A 23,185-nucleotide genomic window follows, 5' to 3' on the forward strand; every position below is an offset into this window, starting at 1 on the left:
ACAAAAGAGATGCACCCCGCTCCCTGAACCGGTTTCAGGAAGGCGGGGTGCATCTCTTTTTGCTCTGTTTTATTTCATCGTACAACGCTCAATGGAAGTCATCCGCTTACTTTGCGAAGATCTGAATCCAGTTGTGGCCCCACTGAGAATTGGCATCGTAGTTGTAGCCAAGGCACATATACTTGGCGGCGGGGTCCATGATATTGACACGGTGGCCTTCCGAAGCCATCCAGTCTGCAACGACTTTTTCGGGCGTGGTCTCGCCCCAGGCGGCATTCTCGCCGGTGGCGGTATCAGACACACCGTACTCCTTCAGCACGGTGAAGCAGTTGGTGCCATCGGGGCGGGTGTGGGAAGCGACCTTTGCCACTTCCTTTGCGCGCTCATCGGCGGCGGCCTGCAGCTTGGCATCGCCCATGGCCAGAGGTGCCAGATTTTCCTTTGCGCGCTCAGCGTTGACCAGCGCCAGCACTTCCTGTGCGAAACCGTTCTCACTGGTGCCGCGGGCGTAGGTGAAGATCATCACCCAGTAATTGCCGTACTCGCCGCCCTCGTAGTAGCCAATGCCAACGGAGGTGGCATCCTTGTCCAGCATCCGCTCCTTGAAGAAATCGTAGCGATTCCAGGCGGCAACCACGTCCGAAGCATTCTCAGCAGCTGCCCAGTAGTTCTCGCCCACAGAAACATCGTCCACACCGTACTCCGGCAGGATGGTGAACTCGCGGCTGCCATTGGGGCGGTTGTAGGAATAATTGACGGTAAGTTCTTTTGCACGAGCCTGTGCAGCGGCATTCAGTGCGCTGCTGCCCATGCTCAGAGGAGCCACACCAGCCTGTGCACGCTCTGCGTTGACGAGCTGCAGCAGCTCATCGGCCTTGGAAGCTGCGTGTGCGGGCATTGCCAGAACAAACATCAGGCAGATGAATGCGGCGCAGCAGACCAGATTCTTCAGGACTTTCATCGAAGCGTTACGCATGGTGTTGAACCTCTTTTGTGTTGCCCCATGAAAAAGGTGTCGATTGCTGGTATACTCGGCAATCGACACCTGATGCTTCAGATGAAGGTCACTCAACACCCAATCTCCGCTGTGGAGACCCTCAGGTGATGAGAAGCAACTGGCTGCCATTTTACAGGCCCTATAGCTTTGCGTCACAGCCTTTCGACTGCTTTGCCGAGGATATTCAGTTTTGCGTGCCTTTCTTCTTTTGGGAAGAAATTTTGAGAACGAAAAAAGGTGTTGTTCTGCAATACACTCAGCAAAACAACACCTAGAAAATCTAAGCAGGTCGCCCAAAGAAATATTTCTTTGAGAAGCAGCTGGCTGCCATTTTACAGGCCCTGTAGCTTTGCGTCACAGCCTTTCGACTGTTTTGCCGAGAATATTCAATTCACCTTGAGGAGCCGTTTCCATTTCCTCGACACTATCCTATCATATCGGACAGAACCTGTCAACTGTTTTGGAGCAGCTTTCTCAAAAAATCTTCTTTTTTGAAGAGTTCTTCCGTTATGCCTGCACCTCTGCCGCCTTTTTGCGCAGCTGGTCGAGGTCTGCGGCATCCGGGTGAGCCAGCGCCTTGTCAAAATTCTCGATCAGCATTTCGAGATTGGGCGCATGGTTGGGCTGCTGCAGCATCTTTTCGTACTGCTGGCGCACAGTCATGGGCATCTTGCCCTGGCACATATAGGTTCCAATGACCGTGTTGCTCTCATCCAGCGATTTCTGCACCGCTGCCAGGATCTGCTCGAAATATTCCGCACTGCCGCCAAAGCCTGCGGTGCCGAACAAAAAGACCCGCTTCCCCTTCAGGGTCTGCAAAAAGGCGGTGAGGGTGTCATCGGCATGGCCCTTGTCCGTCCAGAAGCCGATGTAAAGGGTCTCAGCCTCCAGTGCCTCCGGGGCCGGTGCTCCGAAGTAGGTGCACTCATTCTGGGGCAAGCTTGCGCGAAGGGTGTCGGCCAGCAGGCGGGTGTTGCCGGTCTTGCTGCTGAAAACGATGGCGTAGCTCATGGTCATTCTCCTTTATTCTCTTTGAGATCAGATGCTTCCCTGTTCTTTTGCGTTCAGGGCATCATAGACACAGCGGGTGCCCTGATGGGCGATCAGGCCGCCCAGGCACTTCTTGTTGCAGCGGACACAGCGGTGGATCTTTGCCGCATTGCCGCTCTGCAGTTTGTTGACCCAGTTGGGGTCGGCCAGCAGCTGGCGGCACATTGCCGCGCACTGGATGCGGCCGCTGGCAAGCTGCTGCTCCACAAAATCGGGGTCGTTCAGGCCGCCCACACCGCAGAGCGGCACGCTGGTATACCGGCGCACCTCATCGCAGAACTTGAGGAAGCAGCCGGTCTCCTTGAACTCGGGGTGGTTGGCCGGCGGGATGGTGTTTTCCAGCGCAGAGTGGTTGGCCAGTGTCACATGGAAGCTGGTCACACCTGCCTGCACCAGCAGGGGCACGAACACGGCCAGTTCCTCCTCCACCACACCGGCGTTGCCGTAATGGGGGTTCTCCTGCCGGACAGCCAGCTTGTAGTCAATGGCCATGCCAGGCACAGCGGCGTGCACTGCCTTGACAGCCTCCACGGCAAAGCGGGCACGGCGCTCGGCACTGCCGCCGTATTCATCAGTGCGGTGGTTGAAGATGGCGGAAGAGAAGCTGCCGCACATCCGGTCGCCGTGCACCTGCACCATGTCAAAGCCCGCCTGCTTTGCCAGCACAGCAGCCTTGCCAAAGCCCGCGATGATCTGATGGATCTTTTTCTGGGACATCTTGGTGATGTAGGGGCCCACGGCATCGTTCATCCGCTCCCGCAGCTGGTCGGGGGTGATCTTTTTCATCAGCATCCCCGGGATGCACTTGATGATGGACATCATGTCGGTATCGGTCTGGTGGAGCTGGGCGCAGACCTTACAGCCGTATTTGTGGGCAGTCTCGCAGATCTGCTGATAGAAGACAAAGCCCTTTTTGTCAAACAGGGACTTCTCAAACCGGCTCTTGGCCACCGGCACGTCGCCGATGATGATCATGGCGCAGCCGCCCTTGGCCAGCCGCTCCATCTCTGCCAGATATTCCTCGTCCGAAAGGCCGAAGGTGGTGGGGGCAAAGATGATGCGGTTCTTCAGCTGCAATCCACCGTAATCAATGGGGCTCAGGATGGTGTCGTACATGTTACACACTCTCTTTCCTCGTCCGTGCTGCCTTTTGCAGCAGGCTCAGGAGCTGGTGCTGTTCCTCTTCGGTCAGCCCGCTCAAATTTTGTGCATCCCAATCGAAAAATACCTGGTGGCAGGTCCGGAATGCTCTCTCACCCGCCGGGGTCAGCCCCAAATGATAACTGCGGCCCTGCTTTTCCCGGGTCATAAAGCCATCTTCCACCAGCTTGATCACGCTGCGCTGGCAGTGGCCCCAGTCCAGGTGCAGGTTTTTGGTCATCTCAGCCGGGGTGCAGCCGGGATGTTTGCCCACGTAGATCACAAAATACATCATGCCAAAGCTCAGGCCAAACTCCTGCAGCTGCTGGGTGGTGTAGGCTGCGAACTGCTTGTAAAACTCCATCACGTAGAAGGATATGGTCGATTGGATCACTCTTTGCATCTCCTTTACTTGACAAGGTCTAGTATAATCGCACTGCTTGATAAAGTCAAGTACTTTTTTCAAAAAAATTCTCCCTGCTCCGTATTTCTGTTTCGGGAGCAGGGAGAAAACGATTCTTTTGCCTCAGACCAGCGGCATGATATTTTCCGGGGCGGCAGCAAGGCAGTCGGGTGCTTTTGGCGGCGGGGCCGCCAATGTCTCCTTGGACACCTTCCACCACAGGCGGGCCTCACCGCCGGGCAGGGTGAAGATCATGTTCCAGTCAAAGGGATTCTCACTGGTGGAGACGGCCTGCACCGGCAGGCTGTTGGGGGTGCCGGGAGCGCAGGGCGCAAAATCATGGGCGCGGATGCCCACGGCACGGCAGCCCTCGGGCACCGGCAGAGCCACGGTCAGCGGCTGTTCCCAGCCCGCCAGATGAACGGTATGCTCCCCCACCCGGGTGCAGGGCAGAATGTTCTTGCAGCCGGTCAGGCGGGCGGCGGCACGGGTGCGGGGGTCGGCAAAGACCTCCTTGGTCGTGCCCGCCCGGAGCACCTCGCCGCTGTCCATCACGATCATCTCCCTGCACAGGCGGTAGGCCTCGTCCCGGTTGTGGGTCACCAGCAGGGCCGTGCCCGCAAACCCGGCCAGCAGGCTGCCTACCTCCCCCTCTACCTCCTCACGCAGATAGCTGTCCAGCGCACTGAACGGCTCGTCCAGCATCAGGATGCGGGGTTTGGCCGCCAGGATGCGGGCCAGGGCGGCACGCTGCTGCTGCCCGCCCGAAAGCGCGCCGGGCAGGCGCTTGGCCAGTTCCTCCAGCCGCATGGCACGCAATGCCTCGGCACAGGCGGCCCTGCGGGCGGCAGGATCCTTTTCCTTTTTCAGGGCACAGAGGATATTCTGTTCCACGGTCATGTTGGGGAACAGGGCGTAGTTCTGGAACAGCAGACCAACATTGCGCTGCTGGGGCGGCAGGTCGATGCCCTGAGTGCTGTCGAACAGCACCCGGCCATCCAGCACGATGCGTCCCTCGTCCGGCCGGACGATGCCTGCAATGCAGCGCAGGGTCATGCTTTTGCCGCAGCCGGACGCGCCCAGAAGGGCGGTGGCAGTGTCCCCCGCCGTGAACGCAGCGTGGAGGGTAAAGCCATCAAACCGCTTGGTCACATTTACTTCCAGGCTCATGTGCGCTTTCCTCCCTGCTTCTGCCTGCGTTCCAGCAGGTTGACTGCCAGCAGCACCACCGCCGAGATAACGATATCCACCAGCACCCACTGCATGGCCCCGGCTTCATCGTTGGTGCGCCAGAGCTGGTAGACCGTGGTTGCAATGGTGGCCGTCTTGCCCGGCGTGTAGCCTGCGATCATGCTGGTGGCACCATATTCGCCCAGCGCACGGGCAAAGGCCAGCACCGTACCGGCCAGAATGCCCTGACGGCAGCAGGGCATCCGCACCCGCCAGAAGATCCAGGTGTTGGAAAGCCCCAGCGTCTGTGCCGACCAGGCCAGCGTTTCGTCAAAACTCTCAAAGGCACCGCGGGCCGTGCGGTACATCAGCGGAAAGGCCACCACGATGGAAGCAAAGATGGCGCTGTACCAGTTCATCACCAGCTTCACGCCGAAATGTTCCATGAAAAAGATGCCCAGCGGCCTTTTTGCGCCGAACAGCAGCAGCAGGAAATATCCCACGACTGTGGGCGGCAGCACCATGGGCAGGGTGAGCACCACATCCAGCACGCCCTTGAGCACGCGCGGGAGCTTTGCAATGTAGTAGGCCGCAAAGATGCCTAAAAAGAACACCGCCGCGCAGCTGATCAGCGCAATGCGCAGGCTGTTCCATAAGGGATACCAGTCCATACTATTCTCCCCGCGGATGCTTACAGTGCGGTGAAGCCGACGCTCTCGAACACGGTCGCAGCCTTGTCGGTGCGCAGGTAAGCCAGGAACTCCTTGGCAGCCTCGGCATGGAGGGCGTTCTTCATCACAGCGGCGGGGTAGATGACCTGGCCGCACATTTCCTTGGTGGCCTCGTCCACGGGGGTCAAACCGGCGCTGTACGCATCGGTGCAGTAAACGACACCGGCATCCACGCTGGCCTCGCTGACCTGGGTGGTGACTTCCTTGACGTTGGAGCCGTAGGTGATGACACCGGCAGCAGCCAGAGCTGCCTCATCCAGATCATAGTAAGCCAGGATCTTCTGGGTGTACTGACCCACGGGCACATCGCTGTTGCCCATGCAGAACAGGATATCCTCTGCCTTCAGGTGCTCAGCCAGGCTGTCGAAGCTGTCAATGCCCTTGTCGCTGCCCTCGGGTACACAGAGCACGACCTTGTTTTCCAGCAGATCCACACGGCTTTCGGCATCCACAAAGTCCAGACCCTCGGTGTTCACCTCAGCGGAAGCGGTGCTGTCCAGCTGGTTCATCTGCTTCTGACCGGCGGAGATGAACAGGTCGCAGTCCGCACCCTCCTGGATCTGGGTCTTGAGGGTTCCGGAGGAGTCAAAGTTGAAGCTGAAGGTCACGCCGGGGTTCTCTGCGGAGTAGGTCTCGGCAATGGCGTTCAGGGTCTCGGTCAAGGAGGCGGCAGCAAAAACGATCAGCTCCACGCTCTCGCCGGAGGCAGCCTCAGAGGAGGCGGCAGCGGAGGATGCGGTGGAAGATGCAGTGCTGCTGGAGGAGCCGCCGCAGGCGGTCAGAACGGCAGATGCGGATGCGATGCCAGCAGCGCACAGGAAGCTGCGGCGGGAGATCATAGTTTTCATAGTCTTGCTCCTTACAGTGGGTATGCTTTTGCTGTACTTTTATTTTCACGCCCGGCACCAAAAGCAGCGTCGCGGCGGTGAAACAGACTTATTTGCGGGCGCACTCGCCGTCCAGCCCGGCGGCAATGCGCACCCCGTGCTCCAGGCTGGGCAGGATGTACTCCAGATTCTCTTTCACGGCCTTGGGGCTGCCGGGCAGGTTGACGATGAAGGTCTTGCCCCGCAGCACACTGGCGGCACGGCTGAGCATCCCGCGCGGGGTGATGCTCAGGCTGTGGTAACGCATGGCCTCAGCAATGCCGGGGGCGTTGCGGTCCGCTACGGCATAGGTGGCTTCCGGGGTGATATCCCGGGGGGCAAAGCCGGTGCCGCCGGTGGTCAGGATCAGGTTGACCTGACGGCCATCGGCCAGTCGGATGAGCTGTGCTTTCAGGGCCTTTGCCTCATCGGGCAGGATCATGGTCTCCTCCACCTGATAGCCTGCAGCGGTGAGCATCTCCACGATCAGGGGTCCGCTCTTGTCCTCCCGCTCACCCCGGCTGCCCTTGTCAGAAAGGGTGATGACGGCAGCGCGCAGGGGCGGGTTTTCCGGCGGGGGCAGCAGGGTCACCTCGTCCCCCACGTGGATCTCGCCGCCCTGCAGCACCCGGGCAAACACGCCCTCCCGGGGCATGATGCATTCGCCGGTCTTCTGCTTGATGACGCAGTCGTTGTGGCACTCTTTGCCGATCTGGGTCATTTCCAGCACCACGTCCCCGATGGCAAAGCGGCTGGTCACGGGCAGATTGCGGAAATCGTAGCCTTCCACCACCAGATTCTCACCAAAGGCACCGTAGTCCACCCAGATCTTCTTGCGGAAGTTCTCGATCTTTTCGGCACTCAGCAGGCTGACCTGACGGTGCCAGTTCCCGCCGTGGGCATCGGTCTCAATACCCCATTCCGGGGTCAGGCGCGCGCTTTCCACTTCGGTCTTGACCGTGCCCCGCTGGGGGCTGGTGCAGATCGCCAGAAGTTTTCCCATAGATTTATCCTCCAATTCGGTACATACCCCGGGTCGCGGGGATGTCCTGTTTCAATTCAAAATGATGTTCCTGGGGCTTTTCCCAGATGGTGGTACGGATGGCAGTCAGCAGCTCTTCGTCAGACGCGCCACTGCGCAGCAGGGCTTTCAGGTCACATCCGGCCTCACTGGCAAGGCAGGGGCGCAGAAAGCCCTGACTGGTCAGCCGCACCCGGTTGCAGGAGGCGCAGAACTTGCCGTGGACAGCGGCAATGAAGCCGATGTCCCCTTTCCAGCCCGGCACGGTGTAATAGACCGCCGGGCCGTCGCCCAGCGCGGCACATGCCGCCCCGGGCAGTGGGGCCAGCTCCGGCCAGCGCCTGCGGAAGCGGGCCAGCAGCTCCGGGCCGGAGATACAGGGCATGGCCGCCCCGTAGCCGATGGGCATCATCTCGATGAACCGCACCTGCAGGGGCTTGTCCTGTGCCAGAGCGGCCAGCGCTTCCAGCTCACCTTCGTTCACGCCCACCTGGGGCACGCAGTTCAGCTTGACCGGGATGCCGCTTTCCAGCGCGGCATGGATGCCCGCCTGCACGGCGGCAAATTCATCCCGGGCCGTGATCTTTGCAAACAGGGCGGGGTCCAGCGTATCCAGACTGATGTTCACGCTGTCCAGCCCGGCCTCCAGCAGGGCGGGCAGCTGCTGTTCCAACAGGACGGCATTGGTGGTCATGGTGACCTTCCGGATGCCGGGGATGGCTTTCAGCCCCTTGACCAGCTGCTCCACGCCCTTGCGCACCAGCGGTTCGCCGCCGGTGACCCGCACGGTATCCACCCCGCACCGGGCAAACAGGGCGGCAAGGCGCAGGAATTCTTCGTAGGTCAGGATATCCTCCCGTTCCAGCTTGTCCACACCGTCCGGCATACAGTAGCGGCAGCGCAGGTTGCACAGGTCGGTCACGGAAAGGCGGAGATAATGGATCTTGCGGCCCTTGGAATCAAACATAGCCGCCCTCCGCCCGGATGTAATGTCCGCTCTTGCCGCCGGTCTTTTCCACCAGATGGATCTCGCCCAGCTCCATGCCCTTATCCACGGCCTTGCACATGTCATAGATGGTGAGCAGGGCGGTGGAAACGCCGGTCAGGGCCTCCATCTCCACGCCGGTCACGCCGCTGGTCTTGACCGTGCAGCGCGCTTCCACAGCCCGGCGCTCGGGCAGCAGGTCAAACTCGATCTGCACCTTGGTCAGCGGCAGCGGGTGGCACAGGGGGATCAGCTCGCTGGTGCGCTTGGTGGCCATGATGCCGGCCACCCGGGCCACGCCCAGCACATCGCCTTTTTTCACGGTACCGCTCTGCACGGCGGCAAAGGCATCCGCATTCATGGTAATGATGCCGTGGGCCGTGGCCTCCCGGGCCGTAACGGGCTTTTCGCTCACGTCCACCATCACGGCGTTTCCGGCGGCATCAAAGTGGGTCAGATTATTTTCACTCATATTTTTTCACCTTAGTTAAGCTCCCCCTTCGGGGGAGCTGGCAAAGCCGAAAGGCTTTGACTGAGAGGGTTTCAGCAGTGTCCGAAGCCGCAGTTGGGCCAGTGGCACTCGGCGCAGCCCAGGCAGAGGCCGCCCTCGCCCAGACGGGCGATATCCTCGGCGGTAATGGGGTCATCGGCCAGCAGGCGGGGCAGCAGCAGGTCAAAAATGGTGCGCTTGGCGTACATCACACAGCCGGGCAGACCGCAGACCGGCACACCGTTCAGATAGCTGACCAGGAACATGGCACCGGGCAGCACGGGCGCACCGTAGGTAATAATTTCAGCCCCGGTGTTCCTGATGGCCAGCGGGGTGCGGTCGTCCGGGTCCACGCTCATGCCGCCGGTGGTAAAGATCAGCTCACAGCCTGCGGCCTTTGCTTCCAGAATGGCGGCCGTGATGCCCGCCGGGTCATCGTCGCAGACCTTGTGGAAGGCCATCTCACAGCCATACACCGCCAGCTTTTGCTCGAGGATGGGAGTAAACTTGTCCTCAATGCGGCCCTTGAACACCTCGCTGCCGGTGGTGATAACGGCAAACTTCTTCTGGTGGAAGGGCAGCACGTTCAGGATGGGCTTCGGCCCGGCAGCAGCCTGCATGGCCTCCATCTTCTCCTGCTCAATGACCAGCGGGATGATACGGGTACCAGCCAGCTTGGCTCCCTTTTTTACAGGCAGGTCGCCGTGGATCGTGGCGATCATCATCTGGGGGGTGCTGTTCACCGCCAGCAGGGCCCTGCGGTCGATCTTGAGCAGACCGTCGCAGTCAGCGATCAATTCGATCTTGCCCTCCCGGGGCTCGGTGCCGTGGATATTCTGACCGGCAGCGGCCTTGTAGAGCAGGGCGGCAGCTTCGTCCTCGTGGAGGATGCCGGGCTTTTTCTCCCAGACATAGAGGTTTTCCTTGCCGATGCTCAGCAGCACCGGAATATCCTCGGGCTGAATGATGTGGCCCTTTTTGAAGCGGGCCCCCTTGAATTCACCCGGGATGATCTGGGTGATATCGTGGCAGAGCACCTGCCCTGCCGCGTCTTCGGTACGGATCAGTTTCATGGTTTCTTCCTCCCCCTGTTACAATGCAGGCATCTGTGCAGCGATCCAGTCGGCCAGCGCTGCGGGCTCGTCCAGTGCAAAATCCGCGCCCGGAACATCCCCCACGATGGCCAGCGGCTCAAAGGAAACAGGCTCCTCCGAGACAGCCTTGCGCACCACCTCGATCTTGGGCCAGCCGCTCTCCTTGAAGCCCTCCATCAGCACCAGATCATAGCCGTGGCGCTCAAACAGGGCCAGCAGATCCTGCTCGTTCAGGCGGAATTCCTCCGTCAGCAGGTAGCGGCTGCCTGAAAAGACCGCCACGCCCTCGGCCCCGGCCTCCCGCAGGCGGAAGCTGTCGGTGCCCGGCACGTCGGGGGTGAAATCGTGGCCGTCATGCTTGATGACCCCCACCTTCAAACCCCGTGCCCGCAGCAGGGGGATGAGTTTTTCCAATAACGTCGTTTTGCCGCTGTTGTGCGCACCGCTCACGGCCAGCACAGCCGGGCGCTTCAGGCTCAGCTCGGCAGCAAGCGCCTGTTTCTTTTCACTGTACAAAGTTCAGTACCTCCACTTCTTCGCCCGGAGCCACCGGGCCGCTGCCCGCAGGCAGCTCCACCAGGCAGTTGCAGCCCATCATGGCCGACAGACTGCCCGAGGAATGCGCCTCCGCGTTGCCCTCGCCGGGGATCTCCACCAGGCCGCCCAGCGCTCTGGCCCGCAAGAAGCGGGTTCCCTTGCTGGGCTTGGAAAAGCCGGTGGTCAGCCTGCCCCGGGTGTGCTCCGGGATGCAGTCCTCTTCCCGCCGCCCTGCGGCCCGCAGCAGAGCCGGAACGGCATACTGCTCCAGCGTGGCAGCAGCGGCAAAGGGATTGCCGGACAGGCAGAACACCAGCTTTTCTCCCACCCGTGCAGCGATCATGGGGCTGCCGGGCTTCTGGGCCACCCCGGCAAAAACAGGCTCCGCGTGCAGCATTTCCAGCACTGTGGGCAGGTAATCCTTCTGCCCCACCGAAACACCGCCGCTGGTGATCACCGCATCACACCGGGTAAGCAGATCCTGCATCCGGGCGGCGATCTCCTCCGGGTCATCCGAGCAGTGGGTGCGCTCCACGGCAAAGCCCAGCTGCCGCAGGCGGGCGGCATTCTGGATCCCGTTGGCATCGTAGATCTTACCGGGAGCCCAGGCCTCGCCCGCTTCCAGCAGCTCACTGCCGGTAGCAAGCACGCCCACGGTCAGGGGGCGAAAGACCTCGGCATCCGGGATGCCCTGACCGGCCAGCACACCGATGTGCGCCGGGGTCAGCACAGTTCCGGCGGCGGCAATGGGGGCACCGGCGGCGATGTCCTCACCCCGGAACACCACATTGGCGTTGGGTTGAAGCTGTGCGTAAATGCGCACCTGCTCCTCCCCGCTGTCGGTCAGTTCCTGCATCAGAACGCAGTCCGCGCCCGGGGGCAGGGGTGCGCCGGTCATAATGCGGGCAGCACACCCGGCAGGCAGGGCAGCGGCGGGGGCATCCCCGGCGTAGAGCTTCATCACCACCGGCAGGGTGACAGGGGTCTTCTCCCCCGCCCCGGCCGTGTCGGCACTGTGAAGGGCATAGCCATCCAGAGGGCTCCGGTCAAAAGGGGGCTGATCCATCCGGGCACACAGGTCCCGGGCTGCGATCCGCCCACAGGCATCATCCAGCGGCACCCGCTCCGTGGCAGGCACCGGGAGAGCCGCAGCAGCATCCAGCACCCGGCGCAGGGCCTGGGCTGGCGTGCAAAAAGGCTGTTTCATTGCAAAAATCCTCCATCGCTCCCCGGGGCACAGTTTGCCCGCTATGGCCCGGACAAACTCCCGGGGAGATCTCTTTTCGATCGGCAGGTGAAAAAAAGCGGAGACGTTCTGACCGAAAATCAAAACGCCCCCGCAAAAAACCGAACATGGCCCGGAGCAGCAGCCTGCAGGCCGCCACGCCGAGGGAGCCGCTTCCTTTTCCGCTGTTGCAGCAACGGGAGGGAGGCAATGCTCCGGAACGGTGGATGGGAGGAGTTCTTTTTTTCAAATTGCAGCGTTTCTTCTGCGGGAAGGCGGCCGGGTTTCCCCTGCCACCCTTGAATGCCGGCGTTGGCCCTTAGCATTGCGGCGCGGTGTCCTGCCCCCTGCGGGGTTTAGACAGCCTTGCTCAAAGAAGCTCTTGTACCCTATTCAATTGTGTATGATCTTTTAGTCGCAGAAATCATCCACGTCGCTGATGGCTTTTGCATAGCGGCGGGTGAGGTGCTGGGTGGAGAAGAGGAACCGCTCGTTCTGATTGTTGGTCAGCTCCTCGATGTCGGCAAACTCCGGCCTGCCCTGCATGGTCTTCCAGGTCTGCTCGATCTCCTCCGGCGCAAGGCCGTAGGGGGAGCGCTGGAAGTACTTCAGCGGGGTGGCACTGGGGTAGACCCGTGCATTGAAGCGCACCATCTCAGCAAACATGACACAGAGGTCTTTGTCCTCAATGAGCTGGGCGATCATGGCGTAGTTATCGCTCATGTTGGCGTTGGAGTAATAGTAGGTATCCTTTGCGCCTGCACGGACAACGATATCCTCACACTGGGGGTCCTGCGGCATCTGAGCCAGCAGCTCATCGGCGTTCTCCACCTCACTGACCAACAATGCGTGGGGCGTGACAAGCGCGGCAGCGCTGCGGGAACGGATGTAACCGGCCAGCTCCTGCGCGGGGGTCAGCTCCGGCAGCTCCGGCGCGGTCTGGGTGGGCTGATCCGCAAAAGGATCGTTTTCAGCCTCCGGCTCGCCGGCCAGAAAATCCAGCAGCTGAGGCTTTGCGGCCTCTTCCTGCACAGTTTCGGCGGCTTCGGGTGCGGCCCCGGCAGCCTGCATTGCTGCAAGCTCTGCGGTCTCCCGCTCCACGGCGGCGATCACATCCTCGCCGGTCTTGGCGGCGCTGCCGTCAAAGCTGCTGCCCGTTTCCTTCAGGCGGCGGGCCGTCTCGCTGGCGGCATTGATGTCGAACACCTCTGCCTTGGGCTTTTTCTTGGCGGCCAGCTCTGCCTTCTGCAGGTCCAGAACGGCCTGCTCCGGGTCCACGCTGCTGTCCACAGTGGTGGTGTAGCCGGGTTTACGTCTGCCAAACAACATGACGATCGTTCCTCTTTCTATGGGATTTATTCAGCTGCTGCGGTGTTCTGGGCGTAGATGCCGCGCTTTTCCAGATCATCGGCCATGTCAGCCAGATCATACTTCTCCAGCGTCTCGCGGGTGGGCACACCGGTGGTGCGGTCCCAGCCGAAGACGTCGTAGAACAGATCCTTTGCCTTCTCCATGTCGGCGCGGTCCAGCTTGGTGGTGCCTTCCTCGAATGCCTTGAAGTCGGGGTCCTTATCGAACACCCAATCACAGATGGCATCGTGCTCCTGACGCAGGTTTGCGCTGCCGCAGTTCTGCTGGAAGCTGATGGCGGTCATCGCGCGCAGCATCTGGGTAATGCGGGCACCGTCCTCCTGCAGATCGGCCTGGGTATAAGTCTCGCCGGTAACAGCAGTCATAAAGTCTGCCTGCAGATCCAGGTCGCCGTGGTACTCGCGCTCCTTGGAGGGAGACTGGGTCATGGGCCACATCCAGTTGCACAGGGTGGCGGAGTCGTGGAAGTTCTTGTCGTTGACGCAGTATGCAGCCAGCTTTGCCTTGTTCTCGTTGATGGGAGTGTAGGCCTTGGCCTTATCGTAGCAACCCTCGCCGAAGAAGTCCTCCATGACCTTCTTGGTCACATCATAGGGAGCACCGGAACCGGTCTCGCAGACGATCTCGTGGATCATGCAGTCGCGGTTGTAGACGAGGTTGTACAGCATACCCACCTGCCATGCCTCAGCAGGGCCGTGGTGGTTGGGGAAGCCGTTGTAGATCAGGTTGGAGTTGGTGGCACCATCGTCGCGGTCCAGCCAGCTCTTGGGCAGGCCGAACTTCTCCATCATAGCCAGGGTGCCCTTGGCGATCACGGACAGGTCGCCCTCACCGTAAGCCATGCGGCGGATCAGCTCCACCTCCCAGCGGGGATCGCCGGCCTTCTCCCACTCCCAGGGCAGAGAGTCGTACTCAGCCTCGCTGATGTACTTGGTGGCCTCCTCACGCGGCATCCGCAGGATCCACAGCAGGTCGCGGTTCAGGTTGCCGTAGTTATCCCACAGGCCCATATCGTCCACAGCATGAGACCATGCCAGGTTGATGACCATGGTGCCATCGCCCTCGTACTTGAAATCGTGCACGCCGTCCGGATAGACGCGGGTGCCGTACAGCACGGGCATACAGGTGTTGGAGTTGTGGGTGGGCAGGTCGTAATCGGCCAGCGGATCCACATCGTACTCAGTGTAGCAGCGGATGGGGCAGGAGGAGCAGCCGCCGTTCTTCACGGTGTACTCGGCAGCCGGAGCGCCGAAGTCGAAGTAACCCTTGAAGCAGCGCAGAGCCACCTTGTTGATATCGTTGTAGGGCTGCTCGCCGGTATCCACGGGGCCGCCGGGAGCCTTCTTCCACATACGGCCGGGAGCGCCGGACCAGCGGTTCTTGCCGGAGGTGGCGCTGTACTCTGCCCAGCTCTGGGGCTGTGCGGGCACGTTGTGGTTGTTATTGCCGCCGATCAGGTTGCCCATCATGTAGTTGGAGAGCTCCAGCACCTTCTTGGGGTCAGCCACCTTGACGCTGCCGGTGCCGCGGATGGCCAGGCCCTTCAGCTTCTTGTTGCCCATGGCAGCGCCCAGACCGGCACCGCCGGAGTTGCCGAAGCTGGTGTTCAGGGTGGAGTAATCCACCAGGTTCTCACCGGCGGGGCCGATGGAAGCAGTCTCGAACTCACGGCCGTTCTGCTCCACCATCCACTTGTTGGCAGCAAAGGTACCCTTGCCCCAGATCTCGCTTGCGTCCTCCAGAGAGACCTCGCCGTCCTCGATGCGCAGGTAGACGGGCTTTTCGGAGATGCCGCTGACAACGATGCCGTCGTAACCGGCATACTTCAGCATGGAGCCGATGTGGCCGCCCATGTGTGCATCGATGATGGAGTGGCCCTTGGACCAGGTAGAACGGAAGGTCACGTTCATACGGCCGGAGCAGGGCACGCCGGCACCGGTCAGGGGGCCGACACCAAAGATGACCAGAGCCTTCTCGTCATAGGGGTCCAGCTCCATGGGAGCTTCCTCGTACATAATGCGGTAGGCCATGCCCATACCGCCGATATATTTATGGTATTTTGCGTCGTCCTGGGTGGTGATCTCACCGGTGGTCAGGTTGACGCGCAGGATCTTGCCTGCCCAGCCATAGGTTTCAGCCATTGTTGTTCCTCCTTACAGGTCCTTGTAAGCAGCCTGTGCTGCGCTGGTAACGGCATCCCAGTCCACGATGGACAGAGCGCCGGACGGGCAGCCCGCCACGCAGGCACCGCAGGCGATGCACTTGGAGGACTTGCCGGTCTCGGGGTTGACGGTGGGCATGTGCCAGGGGCAGGCCTCCACACAGGAACCGCAGCCGATGCACTTGTCGGTATCGACCACGCGGATGCCCTGCTCATTGGTGACAATGGCCTTCTGGGGGCATGCATTGCCGCAGGCGGGATCCTCACACTGGCGGCAGGTATCCGGGAAGTAGACAAAGCAGTTGTCGGTACCGGACAGCAGACCGTTGCCGTCGCCGTCCAGATTCAGGCGGCGCTGGATCTTGACGCGGCTGATGTAGGAAGAGCACACGCCGTCGTTGGTCAGGGTGCAGTTGATCTCGCACCGCTGGCAGCCGGTGCACAGGTCAGCATTGACCACCAGCAGACCCTGGGGCAGTGCCCAGGTCGCCACAGCACCGGCGTCCACCTGCTTCTGAGAGCAGCCAAAGAGGGACAGCATAGATGCGGAAAGGGTGAGTCCTGCAAGGCTCTTGCCCGAGATCTTCATAAATTGACGGCGGGTCATGTCAGCCGTCAGAAAATCAGTTTTTGCCATAGGTTTCCATTCCTCCGTGAGGTCACTCTGCGCAGAGCACCTCGGTTACATAGAAATAAGAATTGTTGACGATGTCCGTGACCGCCGTGGACGTAATGGTCGCACCGGAAAGCGCATCCACCTGGGTCATGTCAGCGCTGACCGTGTCGGCCGCACTGCCCTGGGTGGTCAGATCAGCTGCCTGCAGCTTGTACTCGGCCTGCTTTTCAGCGGACCAGTCTGCATAAGGCACTGCCTGTTCCTCGCCGTCCTGCGCGCTCTTACTCAGGCACGCCGCGTACAGCTTGCGCCGTGCCACAGCCTCAGCACTGTTGTCCATCGGGGGGATGAGCGCGTCGTCCATCGGCTGGCCGTTCAGGGCCGAGAGGGTCAGCCCGGCTTCATACATTTTCCGGGTAGCCTCGGCCTCCGGGGAGGTATCGCCCGCACGCCATGCGGCGGGGTCGAAGGCCTCAGCGGGGGCAGCATCGGTCTCGGCGCTGCCTGCGGCAGCAAAAGCCGTGCCGGTGGCCGGGTCGGTCACAGTGTAACGCTTGCCTGCCAGCGTGAAGGGAGCTGCGCCCTGGTACTGGGCCGTGAACTCCGGGTTCTCACACTGAGCACCCAGGCTGTCGGTCTCGGCCTGTGCCAGGATCTTCACATCCAGCACATTGCCGTCGCGGTCCAGCGTCACACCGGCCTGCACCTCGCTCTGGAAGCCCTGCTTGCTGCCCACCACATAATACGTGGTGTCATCCAGCTGGTACACCGCGCTCACACCATAGGTGGCAGCGTCGGCATCTGCCAGCGGCAGGGCCGTTCCGGCCACCGTGGTGCGGCTGTGCATCAGCCCGCCAAGGCCAAGCGCCATGGCAAGCGTTGCCGCACCCATGGCCGCATAGCCGGGCAGCCGCCTGCGCCACAAGGACTGCGGCGCATGATTTGCCTGCTTCAATTGTATCACCTGCCTGTTTGATTCAGCTGTGCCCGGAACTCCCGGGCACGAAAACAGCCGTTCCACCTGCTGCAACAGTGCGGAACGGTTTCTTCGTTATAAGAATAACATTTTTTCCACCGGTTAGTCAACGTATACGCACAAACAAAGCCCTACAATTTCTCTCAAAAGCTCTTGCCTCTTGGTGAAATCATTTCTTTTGCCGGATAAACAGTTTCAATCCATATTCCTCTGCCAGCTCCAGCGACTGTACCGTGGGCATACTCTTGCTCACCAGCGCGGGCACACCGGCCCGGATGGCCTTGCGCACCATATCCACCGGCACCCGGCCGCTGGTAAAGAGCACACACTCCGCCAGCGGCATACCCTCTGTCAGGGCGCAGCCCACGGCCTTGTCCAGCGCGTTGTGGCGGCCCAGATCCTCGCACCGGTACAAGATCTTGCCCGCACGCAGCAGCAGACAGCTGTGCACGGCATGGGTGGCACGGTAGAGCGGCAGGCCCTGCCCCATGGCATCGGCCAGCGCATCCACCCATGCGGCGGGAATCTCCCGCTGGGGCACCGGAGCCAGCGGCGGCAGCTGCACCGGGCTGGCCAGCGTCAGGTTATCGGTGCAGCAGCTGGGCACCTCCTGCCCGGCCTGTTCCGCTGCCGCCAGCGGGTGGCGCAGCTGAACGCTTATCTTGAGGCCCTGTGCGCAGACGGCCACCCGCTCCACCTCGTCAGCGGCGGTGATCCAGCCCTCGGTCAGCAGACGGCCCAGCGCCAGCTGCGGCAGCAGCTCCGGCGTGCAGACCACCCGGAAGGCTGGCTGTTCGTTGACCAGAATGGCCGCGGCGTGCTCTGCCGCCAGTGTCCGCTCGGTGCCATCTGGCATCCGGACGCTCTCTGCCCCCGGTGCTGCACCGAATTGATCCATGATCTGCATTGGGTGTTCCTCCCCTGTCTGTTTTACTCTGCCCCTATTGTAACACGCTTTTGCTCCGCTGAAAAGCGCCTGTGCCCTCTGGAACAAACTGTCGATCCGTGTCGTTTCCATTTTTTCCGGCTTTGTGATATACTACTGTAAAATGACAGAACCATATCCCAGTACCGAGGTGGAATCCAAATTGAAGCATCTCTTCCGCTCCCTCACGCGGGCACACCGGGCCTACAAGGACACCCGGAACCATGCCCTGACCCTGCTGCACCGGGCCTCCGCTGCCGTTCTGACAGCCGTGCTGGTGTACAAAGCCCTGACCTATCTTTTGTTTCTGCCCGCCATGAATGGCATCTGGTCGCTGACACTGCGCTGCTCGCCGGTGAACTACCTGACCAACAACAATGCGCATCAGATCTTTACTTCACCGACCATTTTAGGCGGGATCGTGCTCATCGTCCTTCTGGCGGCGTTCTGGAACCTGTACGGCTTTTCCATCCTCCTGCACGGGTTTGCGCTGGCCCGCCGGGGTGAACCACTGCGTCCTGTTTCCCTGTTCGTCCGGTCGCTGGGGGATATCCGCCATGTCCTGCTCCCCAAAAACTGGCCCATCCTGCTTTACTGCGCCCTGCTCATCCCCTTTACAGATGTATTCGTGACCTACAACTATATCTCTCAGCTGGCCGTGCCGGAGTACATCCTTGGGCTTGTCCGGGCAAAGCCGCTCTATCTGGTGCTTTTTCTTCTCATTCTGGGTGCGGCGTTCCTGTTCACCCTGTTCTGGGTCCTGGTGCTCCCCCTCTTTACGCTGGAACGCAAAAACCTGTGGGAAGCCGTTCAGGAGAGCGCAGCCCATGTCAAAACACAGCTGCCCCGGCTGGCCGGTGTGCTGCTGCGGTGGAACCTCAGTGCGCTGGTCCGGTCTGTTCTGGTCTTTTTCGGAGCTTCCCTGCTGGTTTACAGCGTGGCAGCGCTGATCGGCCTGCGGAGCACCCGCGCCATGCTGCTGCTCGCCCGTGCGCTGTATCTGTTGGAGATCCCCTTCTTCGGCTTTTTGCTGGATTGTAAGGTCACCACGGCCCAGTGCACCATCATCGCATTCCTCTACGATTGCTGCCGTGACTGCCCGCCGGAAGCGCTGCCGGAGAGCAAACCGCACCGCTTTGGCGGCTGGCCCCTGCTCACCGCTGCGGTGGCCGGGGTCACGCTGGCCACCGGGCTGATGGCAGTCTACCTCTATGCCCTGCCCCAGGACGATGCCCTGCTCACCGCCGTGGGCGGCGTGACCCCGCTGGTCACCTTCCACCGGGGCGACTGCACCGTGGCCCCGGAAAACACCCTTCCCGCCTTCCGGTCGGCCATCCTCAAGGGCGGCGACCGCATCGAGCTGGATGTGCAGATGACCAGCGACGGCGTGGTCGTGGTGACCCACGATTCAAACCTGAAACGCTGTACCGGCAAAAACGCAAAAGTCTATGATCTGACCTACGCCGAAGTGGCACAGCTGGACGCGGGCCGCTGGTTCAGCAGCCGCTTTGCCGACACCCGGATCCCCACCCTGGAACAGGTGCTGCAGCTCTGCCGGGGCCGCATCGGCCTGAACGTGGAGATCAAGCCCAGCGCCGCCACCCCTGCTCTGGAGGCTGAGACCGTACGCCTGCTGCGGGAATACGGCTTCGACAGCTCCAACTGCGTCATCACTTCCCAGAGCTACGAGACCCTGCACAAGGTCAAGGCGCTGGCCCCTGAGTACCCCACCGGCTACATTCTGGCTCTGGGCGTAGGCAACTACTACGACCTGCCCGATGCCGACTTTTTCAGCGTGGAGACCACCTTTATCACCTCCGGCATGGTCAACGCCGTCCATCTGCGGGGCAAGACCGTGTCTGCCTGGACCATCGACCGCGAAAAGGTCGCCACCCACATGCTGGAGCTGGGTGTGGACGACCTCATCACCGACAAGCCCGACATGGTGCAGGACCTGCTGGCCCGGAATCAGCAGGTGGACGACAGCCTGATCGACTTCCGTGACCTGCTCAACGCCCTGCTCCACCCGGAGCAGCCTGCCGACTCCTCCGATGCCGCGGAGGAGACCATCACCGATGCCGTGGAAGACCCGGAGGAGTTCGTGGACGCGGCGTAACACAGCCCCCTCTTTCTTGCGGCATCATTGAACCAACGGTCTGTAAAAGCAAAACATCCCCGCACGGCCTGCCGAAACAGGAAGTGCGGGGATGTTTTACTTTTTGTTCAGAGGAATGGGTTATAGAACCTTCCAAAGCGGATGGTCACGGTCAGGCTGATGAGCAGCAGGGCCGCGCCCACGCCCAGGGCAACGAAGTCCCGCCGGGCAAAGGGGCGCTGGGTATACCAGGTACGCTTGCTGTTCTTGCCGAAGCCGCGCAGCTCCATTGCATTGGAAATGGTGTCGATGCGGTTCAGACTGGTCAGGATGAGCGGCAGCAGGATGTTGACAGAGTTCTTCATCCGCTTGAAGAAGGGCTCCTTTTTGCCCAGCTCCACGCCGCGGGCCTGCTGGGCCTGGCTGATGCTGTGGTAGTCGCGCTGGATATCGGGGATGTAGCGCAGGGCAATGGCCACCGAATAGCCGACTTTATACGAGATGCCGATGCTGTTCAGGCTGGCAGCAAACTCGCTGGGGTCGGTGGCAGAGATGAAGAGGATGGCCACCGGCAGGGCCACAAAATATTTCAGGCTGATGTTGATCATATAGAACAGCTGTTCCGCTGTCAGGTCATACCGCCAGAACAGGTGGCAGAGCACCGTGCGGGTGCCGTACAGGGTGGTACCCTGATTGGGATCGAACAGGAAGATGAACAGGTTGTTCAGCAGCAGGAACACCAGCATGAAGGTCATCATAAACCGGACTTCCCGGAATTTGATCCGGCTCAGCCTGAAGGCCAGCAGGCTGACCACCAACAGGCCCAGCAGCACCCAGGTGTTGTAGGTGATCATGCTGGCAAAGGTAAACAGCAGGAAGAACGCCAGTTTGGTGGTTCCGGTCATCTTGTGGATGACGCTCTCCCGGGGGAGATAATTCAAAACAGTCTTAGCGGCCACCCTCTCTCACCTCCCGGTCCTGCTCAATAAATCTCTCTACAAATTCCTGTGCGGGCGCAATGCCGCAGCGGTTGGCCAGCGTGTACAGGCTGGTCTCCTTCAGGGCCGCCTGTTCCACCAGCGCAGGGTCACACAGAACGGCGGCCGCGGTGCGGTCGGCAATGAGCCGTCCGTCGCAGAACACCAGCGCGCGGCGGGTGTATTCCAGCATCAGGTGCATGTCGTGGGTGATCATCACCACCGTCACGCCCCGGGCATTCAGGCCCCGCAGGAACTCCATGATGTCGGTATAGTGCCGGAAATCCTGCCCGGCGGTGGGCTCATCCAGAAGGATGAGCTCCGGGTCGAGCACCAGCACGCTGGCAATGGTCACCCGCTTTTTCTGGCCGAAGCTCAGTGCCGAGATGGGCCAGTTCCGGAAAGGATACAGGCCGCAGACCCTGAGGGTCGCCTCCACCTTTTCCCGGATCTGCTCCTCGGTCAGGCCGGAGCGCTGCAGACCCAGAGCCACCTCATCGTAGATCATGGTCTTGGAGATCATCTGGTTGGGGTTCTGCATCACATAGCCGATGTGCTGGGCGCGGCGGCGGATGTTCTCCTCAGCCAGCAGCTTGCCGTTCAGGAAGATCTCGCCCGCATCCGGGGTCTCGAAGCCGCAGATGAGCTTGGAAAGGGTGGATTTGCCCGCGCCGTTCCGGCCCACGATGCTCACCATCTCCCCCTTGCCGATCGAGAAGCTGACATCCCGCAGGGTCTGCTGGCCCTTCTGATAACCAAAGCTCAGGTCCTTCACCTCCAGCAGCGGCTCCCGTTCCGGCTGCGCGGCGGGCCGGGGCCGGGCCGTGAACCAGTCCCGGAGCTTTTGGGTGTCGGTATCGTCCAGCACAAGGCTGTCCACATGGGCGGGGTGCTTGTCCGGAGTGATATCCACCCCGGCATAGCGCAGAGCCGTGACATACAGCGGCTCCCGGATGCCGTTTTCCGCCAGCAGGCTGCCCGAGAGCAGCTCGTCCGGGCGCAGGTCTGCCAGAATGGTGCCGCCGTTCACCAGCACGATGCGGTCCACGTTCCGCCAGAGCACATCCTCCAGCCGATGCTCGATGATGAGCACCGTGGTATCCGTCTTTTTCTGGATCTCGTCGATCAGCTCAATGGCCTGCTTGCCGGTGGCGGGGTCGAGGTTGGCCAGCGGCTCATCGAAGAGCAGGATCTTGACCTGATCCACCATCACGCCCGCCAGGCTCACCCGCTGCTTCTGCCCGCCCGAAAGCTCGTGCGGTGCATAGCCGAGATGGTTCTCGATGCCCACCAGCTCGGCGGCATGGCGGGTGATGGCGTGCATCTCATCCTGCGGGGTGCAGCTGTTTTCCAGTGCAAAGGCAATGTCCTCGCCCACGGTCAGCCCGATGAACTGGCCGTCCGGGTCCTGCAGCACCGTGCCCACATGGGCCGAAAGCTCAAAGAGGCTGCTGTGAGGCGCATCCACACCGTCTACGGTCAGGGTGCCGGTGCACGCGCCGGGGTTGGAAAACGGGTTCAGCCCGTTGATGCACCCCGCCAGCGTGCTCTTGCCGCTGCCGGAGGGGCCTGCAATGAGCACCCGTTCACCCGGGTAGATCTCCAGATCGATATCGGTCAGGGTGGGGCGCTTCTGGGCGCGGTACTGGAAGGAAAAGTTGCGGAATGAGATGATGGGTTTACGTTCTGCCATGGGTATGATACCTCAGCTGTTCATCAAAAAAGCCTTTCCAACGGGCCGGACGGCGCAGATGGAAAGGCCGGGTTTCATGCGGGGATCACTCCTGATCCAGAGAGCCCTTCTTGGCGATGGTTCTGGTGTAAGCCAGCACCAGCAGGCCGCCCACCACCACAGCGGTGATACTGTTGGACACGGCGGCAAATGCACCCTGTGCAAACACCTTCTTGACTGGCTCGGCGTAGATGGCAATATCCAGCACGGGGGCCACCAGGATCCAGGCCAGCAGATGGGCCACGATATTGGCCAGCGCAAAGAAAGCCACCTGCTTCTTGCTGAACTCGCCTTCCTGCAGGTTCAGCTTCTTGGAGAACAGGCCCACCACAACGCCCACAAAGGCGGAGGCGATGACCCAGCTCCACCAGGGGCTGCCGCCCCAGGACAGGTCGATGAGGGTGTGGCCGATGAAGCCGATCAGGCCGCCGACCACGGGGCCGTACATGGCAGCCAGCAGGGCCAGAACGGCGTACTGCAGGCTGATGTTGGTGTTGGGCACCGGGCTGGGAATGGCCACAAAACGTCCCAGAACAAAGAACAATGCCGCGCCGATACCGACAGCGACAACGGGCTTGATGCTGCTGTTGTTATTTTTCATATTCTCTCTCCTCTTTTATTCC

22 protein-coding genes and 2 riboswitches are annotated in these 23,185 nt (G+C 61.2%); of the genes, 1 reads left to right on the forward strand and 21 read right to left on the reverse strand.

Annotated features, from left to right (window positions below):
- Positions 1-106: 106 nt before the first annotated feature.
- From MTP42_RS08410 to MTP42_RS08495, 18 genes are all read right to left on the reverse strand, one after another.
- Positions 107-976 (reverse strand): CAP domain-containing protein, encoded by an 870-nt coding sequence (locus tag MTP42_RS08410; RefSeq protein WP_227623010.1) that lies wholly within the window; start codon positions 974-976, stop codon positions 107-109.
- 131 nt (positions 977-1,107) lie between these two features.
- A riboswitch (cyclic di-GMP riboswitch) is annotated at positions 1,108-1,183 on the reverse strand.
- A 126-nt stretch (positions 1,184-1,309) separates the two neighbouring features.
- Positions 1,310-1,385, reverse strand: a riboswitch (cyclic di-GMP riboswitch).
- A gap of 119 nt (positions 1,386-1,504) precedes the next feature.
- On the reverse strand, positions 1,505-2,008 hold the full coding sequence (bilS, locus tag MTP42_RS08415) for a flavodoxin family protein BilS (RefSeq protein ID WP_097770529.1): 504 nt from the start codon (positions 2,006-2,008) through the stop codon (positions 1,505-1,507).
- 27 nt (positions 2,009-2,035) lie between these two features.
- Entirely contained in the window at positions 2,036-3,163 is a 1,128-nt protein-coding gene (gene bilR / locus MTP42_RS08420; protein WP_249257119.1) for a bilirubin reductase, read from the reverse strand.
- Between the two features lies 1 nt (position 3,164).
- Complete coding sequence (gene bilQ, locus MTP42_RS08425; RefSeq protein WP_097770531.1) at positions 3,165-3,590, reverse strand: bilirubin utilization transcriptional regulator BilQ; 426 nt, start codon at positions 3,588-3,590, stop codon at positions 3,165-3,167.
- Positions 3,591-3,713: 123 nt separating this feature from the next.
- On the reverse strand, positions 3,714-4,760 hold the full coding sequence (locus MTP42_RS08430; RefSeq protein ID WP_249257120.1) for a sulfate/molybdate ABC transporter ATP-binding protein: 1,047 nt from the start codon (positions 4,758-4,760) through the stop codon (positions 3,714-3,716).
- On the reverse strand, positions 4,757-5,431 hold the full coding sequence (modB, locus tag MTP42_RS08435; protein WP_097770533.1) for a molybdate ABC transporter permease subunit: 675 nt from the start codon (positions 5,429-5,431) through the stop codon (positions 4,757-4,759). Before modB ends, MTP42_RS08430 begins: the two co-directional genes overlap by 4 nt.
- 20 nt (positions 5,432-5,451) lie before the next feature.
- Complete coding sequence (gene modA / locus MTP42_RS08440; RefSeq protein ID WP_227611331.1) at positions 5,452-6,339, reverse strand: molybdate ABC transporter substrate-binding protein; 888 nt, start codon at positions 6,337-6,339, stop codon at positions 5,452-5,454.
- Between the two features lie 88 nt (positions 6,340-6,427).
- The gene (locus MTP42_RS08445; protein ID WP_249257121.1) at positions 6,428-7,360 is read right to left on the reverse strand and encodes an MOSC domain-containing protein; all 933 of its coding nucleotides are present in this window, start codon (positions 7,358-7,360) and stop codon (positions 6,428-6,430) included.
- Positions 7,361-7,364: 4 nt separating this feature from the next.
- On the reverse strand, positions 7,365-8,345 hold the full coding sequence (moaA, locus tag MTP42_RS08450) for a GTP 3',8-cyclase MoaA (protein WP_005931898.1): 981 nt from the start codon (positions 8,343-8,345) through the stop codon (positions 7,365-7,367).
- Positions 8,338-8,835, reverse strand: a complete 498-nt coding sequence (gene moaC / locus MTP42_RS08455; RefSeq protein ID WP_186851375.1) for a cyclic pyranopterin monophosphate synthase MoaC — start codon at positions 8,833-8,835, stop codon at positions 8,338-8,340. Before moaC ends, moaA begins: the two co-directional genes overlap by 8 nt.
- Positions 8,836-8,906: 71 nt before the next feature.
- The gene (locus tag MTP42_RS08460; protein WP_249257122.1) at positions 8,907-9,926 is read right to left on the reverse strand and encodes a molybdopterin-binding protein; all 1,020 of its coding nucleotides are present in this window, start codon (positions 9,924-9,926) and stop codon (positions 8,907-8,909) included.
- A gap of 18 nt (positions 9,927-9,944) precedes the next feature.
- Complete coding sequence (gene mobB / locus MTP42_RS08465) at positions 9,945-10,463, reverse strand: molybdopterin-guanine dinucleotide biosynthesis protein B (RefSeq protein ID WP_005931907.1); 519 nt, start codon at positions 10,461-10,463, stop codon at positions 9,945-9,947.
- Entirely contained in the window at positions 10,453-11,691 is a 1,239-nt protein-coding gene (locus MTP42_RS08470; protein ID WP_249257123.1) for a molybdopterin molybdotransferase MoeA, read from the reverse strand. Before MTP42_RS08470 ends, mobB begins: the two co-directional genes overlap by 11 nt.
- Before the next feature lie 429 nt (positions 11,692-12,120).
- Positions 12,121-13,038 carry a hypothetical protein gene (locus tag MTP42_RS08475; RefSeq protein ID WP_249257124.1) on the reverse strand — a complete coding sequence of 306 codons (918 nt, stop codon included), beginning with the start codon at positions 13,036-13,038 and terminating at the stop codon, positions 12,121-12,123.
- A 26-nt stretch (positions 13,039-13,064) separates the two neighbouring features.
- Complete coding sequence (locus MTP42_RS08480; RefSeq protein ID WP_156060879.1) at positions 13,065-15,221, reverse strand: aldehyde ferredoxin oxidoreductase N-terminal domain-containing protein; 2,157 nt, start codon at positions 15,219-15,221, stop codon at positions 13,065-13,067.
- A gap of 12 nt (positions 15,222-15,233) precedes the next feature.
- Entirely contained in the window at positions 15,234-15,878 is a 645-nt protein-coding gene (locus MTP42_RS08485) for a ferredoxin-like protein (RefSeq protein WP_156060877.1), read from the reverse strand.
- A 22-nt stretch (positions 15,879-15,900) separates the two neighbouring features.
- A complete protein-coding gene (locus MTP42_RS08490; RefSeq protein WP_156060875.1) occupies positions 15,901-16,812 on the reverse strand; it encodes an FMN-binding protein in 912 nt (303 codons plus the stop codon).
- Positions 16,813-17,002: 190 nt separating this feature from the next.
- On the reverse strand, positions 17,003-17,740 hold the full coding sequence (locus tag MTP42_RS08495; protein ID WP_249257125.1) for a formate dehydrogenase accessory sulfurtransferase FdhD: 738 nt from the start codon (positions 17,738-17,740) through the stop codon (positions 17,003-17,005).
- 181 nt (positions 17,741-17,921) lie between these two features.
- Between MTP42_RS08495 and MTP42_RS08500 the strand changes: the two genes are divergently transcribed.
- Positions 17,922-19,874: a glycerophosphodiester phosphodiesterase family protein gene (locus MTP42_RS08500; RefSeq protein ID WP_249257126.1), complete on the forward strand. Its 1,953-nt coding sequence runs from the start codon at positions 17,922-17,924 to the stop codon at positions 19,872-19,874.
- A 107-nt stretch (positions 19,875-19,981) separates the two neighbouring features.
- Here MTP42_RS08500 and MTP42_RS08505 read toward each other — a convergent pair whose 3' ends face one another.
- The 3 genes from MTP42_RS08505 to MTP42_RS08515 form a co-directional block, all read right to left on the reverse strand.
- Entirely contained in the window at positions 19,982-20,812 is an 831-nt protein-coding gene (locus MTP42_RS08505; RefSeq protein WP_249257127.1) for an energy-coupling factor transporter transmembrane component T family protein, read from the reverse strand.
- Positions 20,802-22,523 carry an ABC transporter ATP-binding protein gene (locus tag MTP42_RS08510; protein WP_249257128.1) on the reverse strand — a complete coding sequence of 574 codons (1,722 nt, stop codon included), beginning with the start codon at positions 22,521-22,523 and terminating at the stop codon, positions 20,802-20,804. Before MTP42_RS08510 ends, MTP42_RS08505 begins: the two co-directional genes overlap by 11 nt.
- Positions 22,524-22,608: 85 nt before the next feature.
- Positions 22,609-23,163 carry an ECF-type riboflavin transporter substrate-binding protein gene (locus MTP42_RS08515; RefSeq protein ID WP_097773722.1) on the reverse strand — a complete coding sequence of 185 codons (555 nt, stop codon included), beginning with the start codon at positions 23,161-23,163 and terminating at the stop codon, positions 22,609-22,611.
- Between the last annotated feature and the right edge of the window lie 22 nt (positions 23,164-23,185).

The organism is Faecalibacterium sp. I2-3-92 (assembly GCF_023347315.1).
GTDB lineage: Bacteria > Bacillota > Clostridia > Oscillospirales > Ruminococcaceae > Faecalibacterium > Faecalibacterium duncaniae.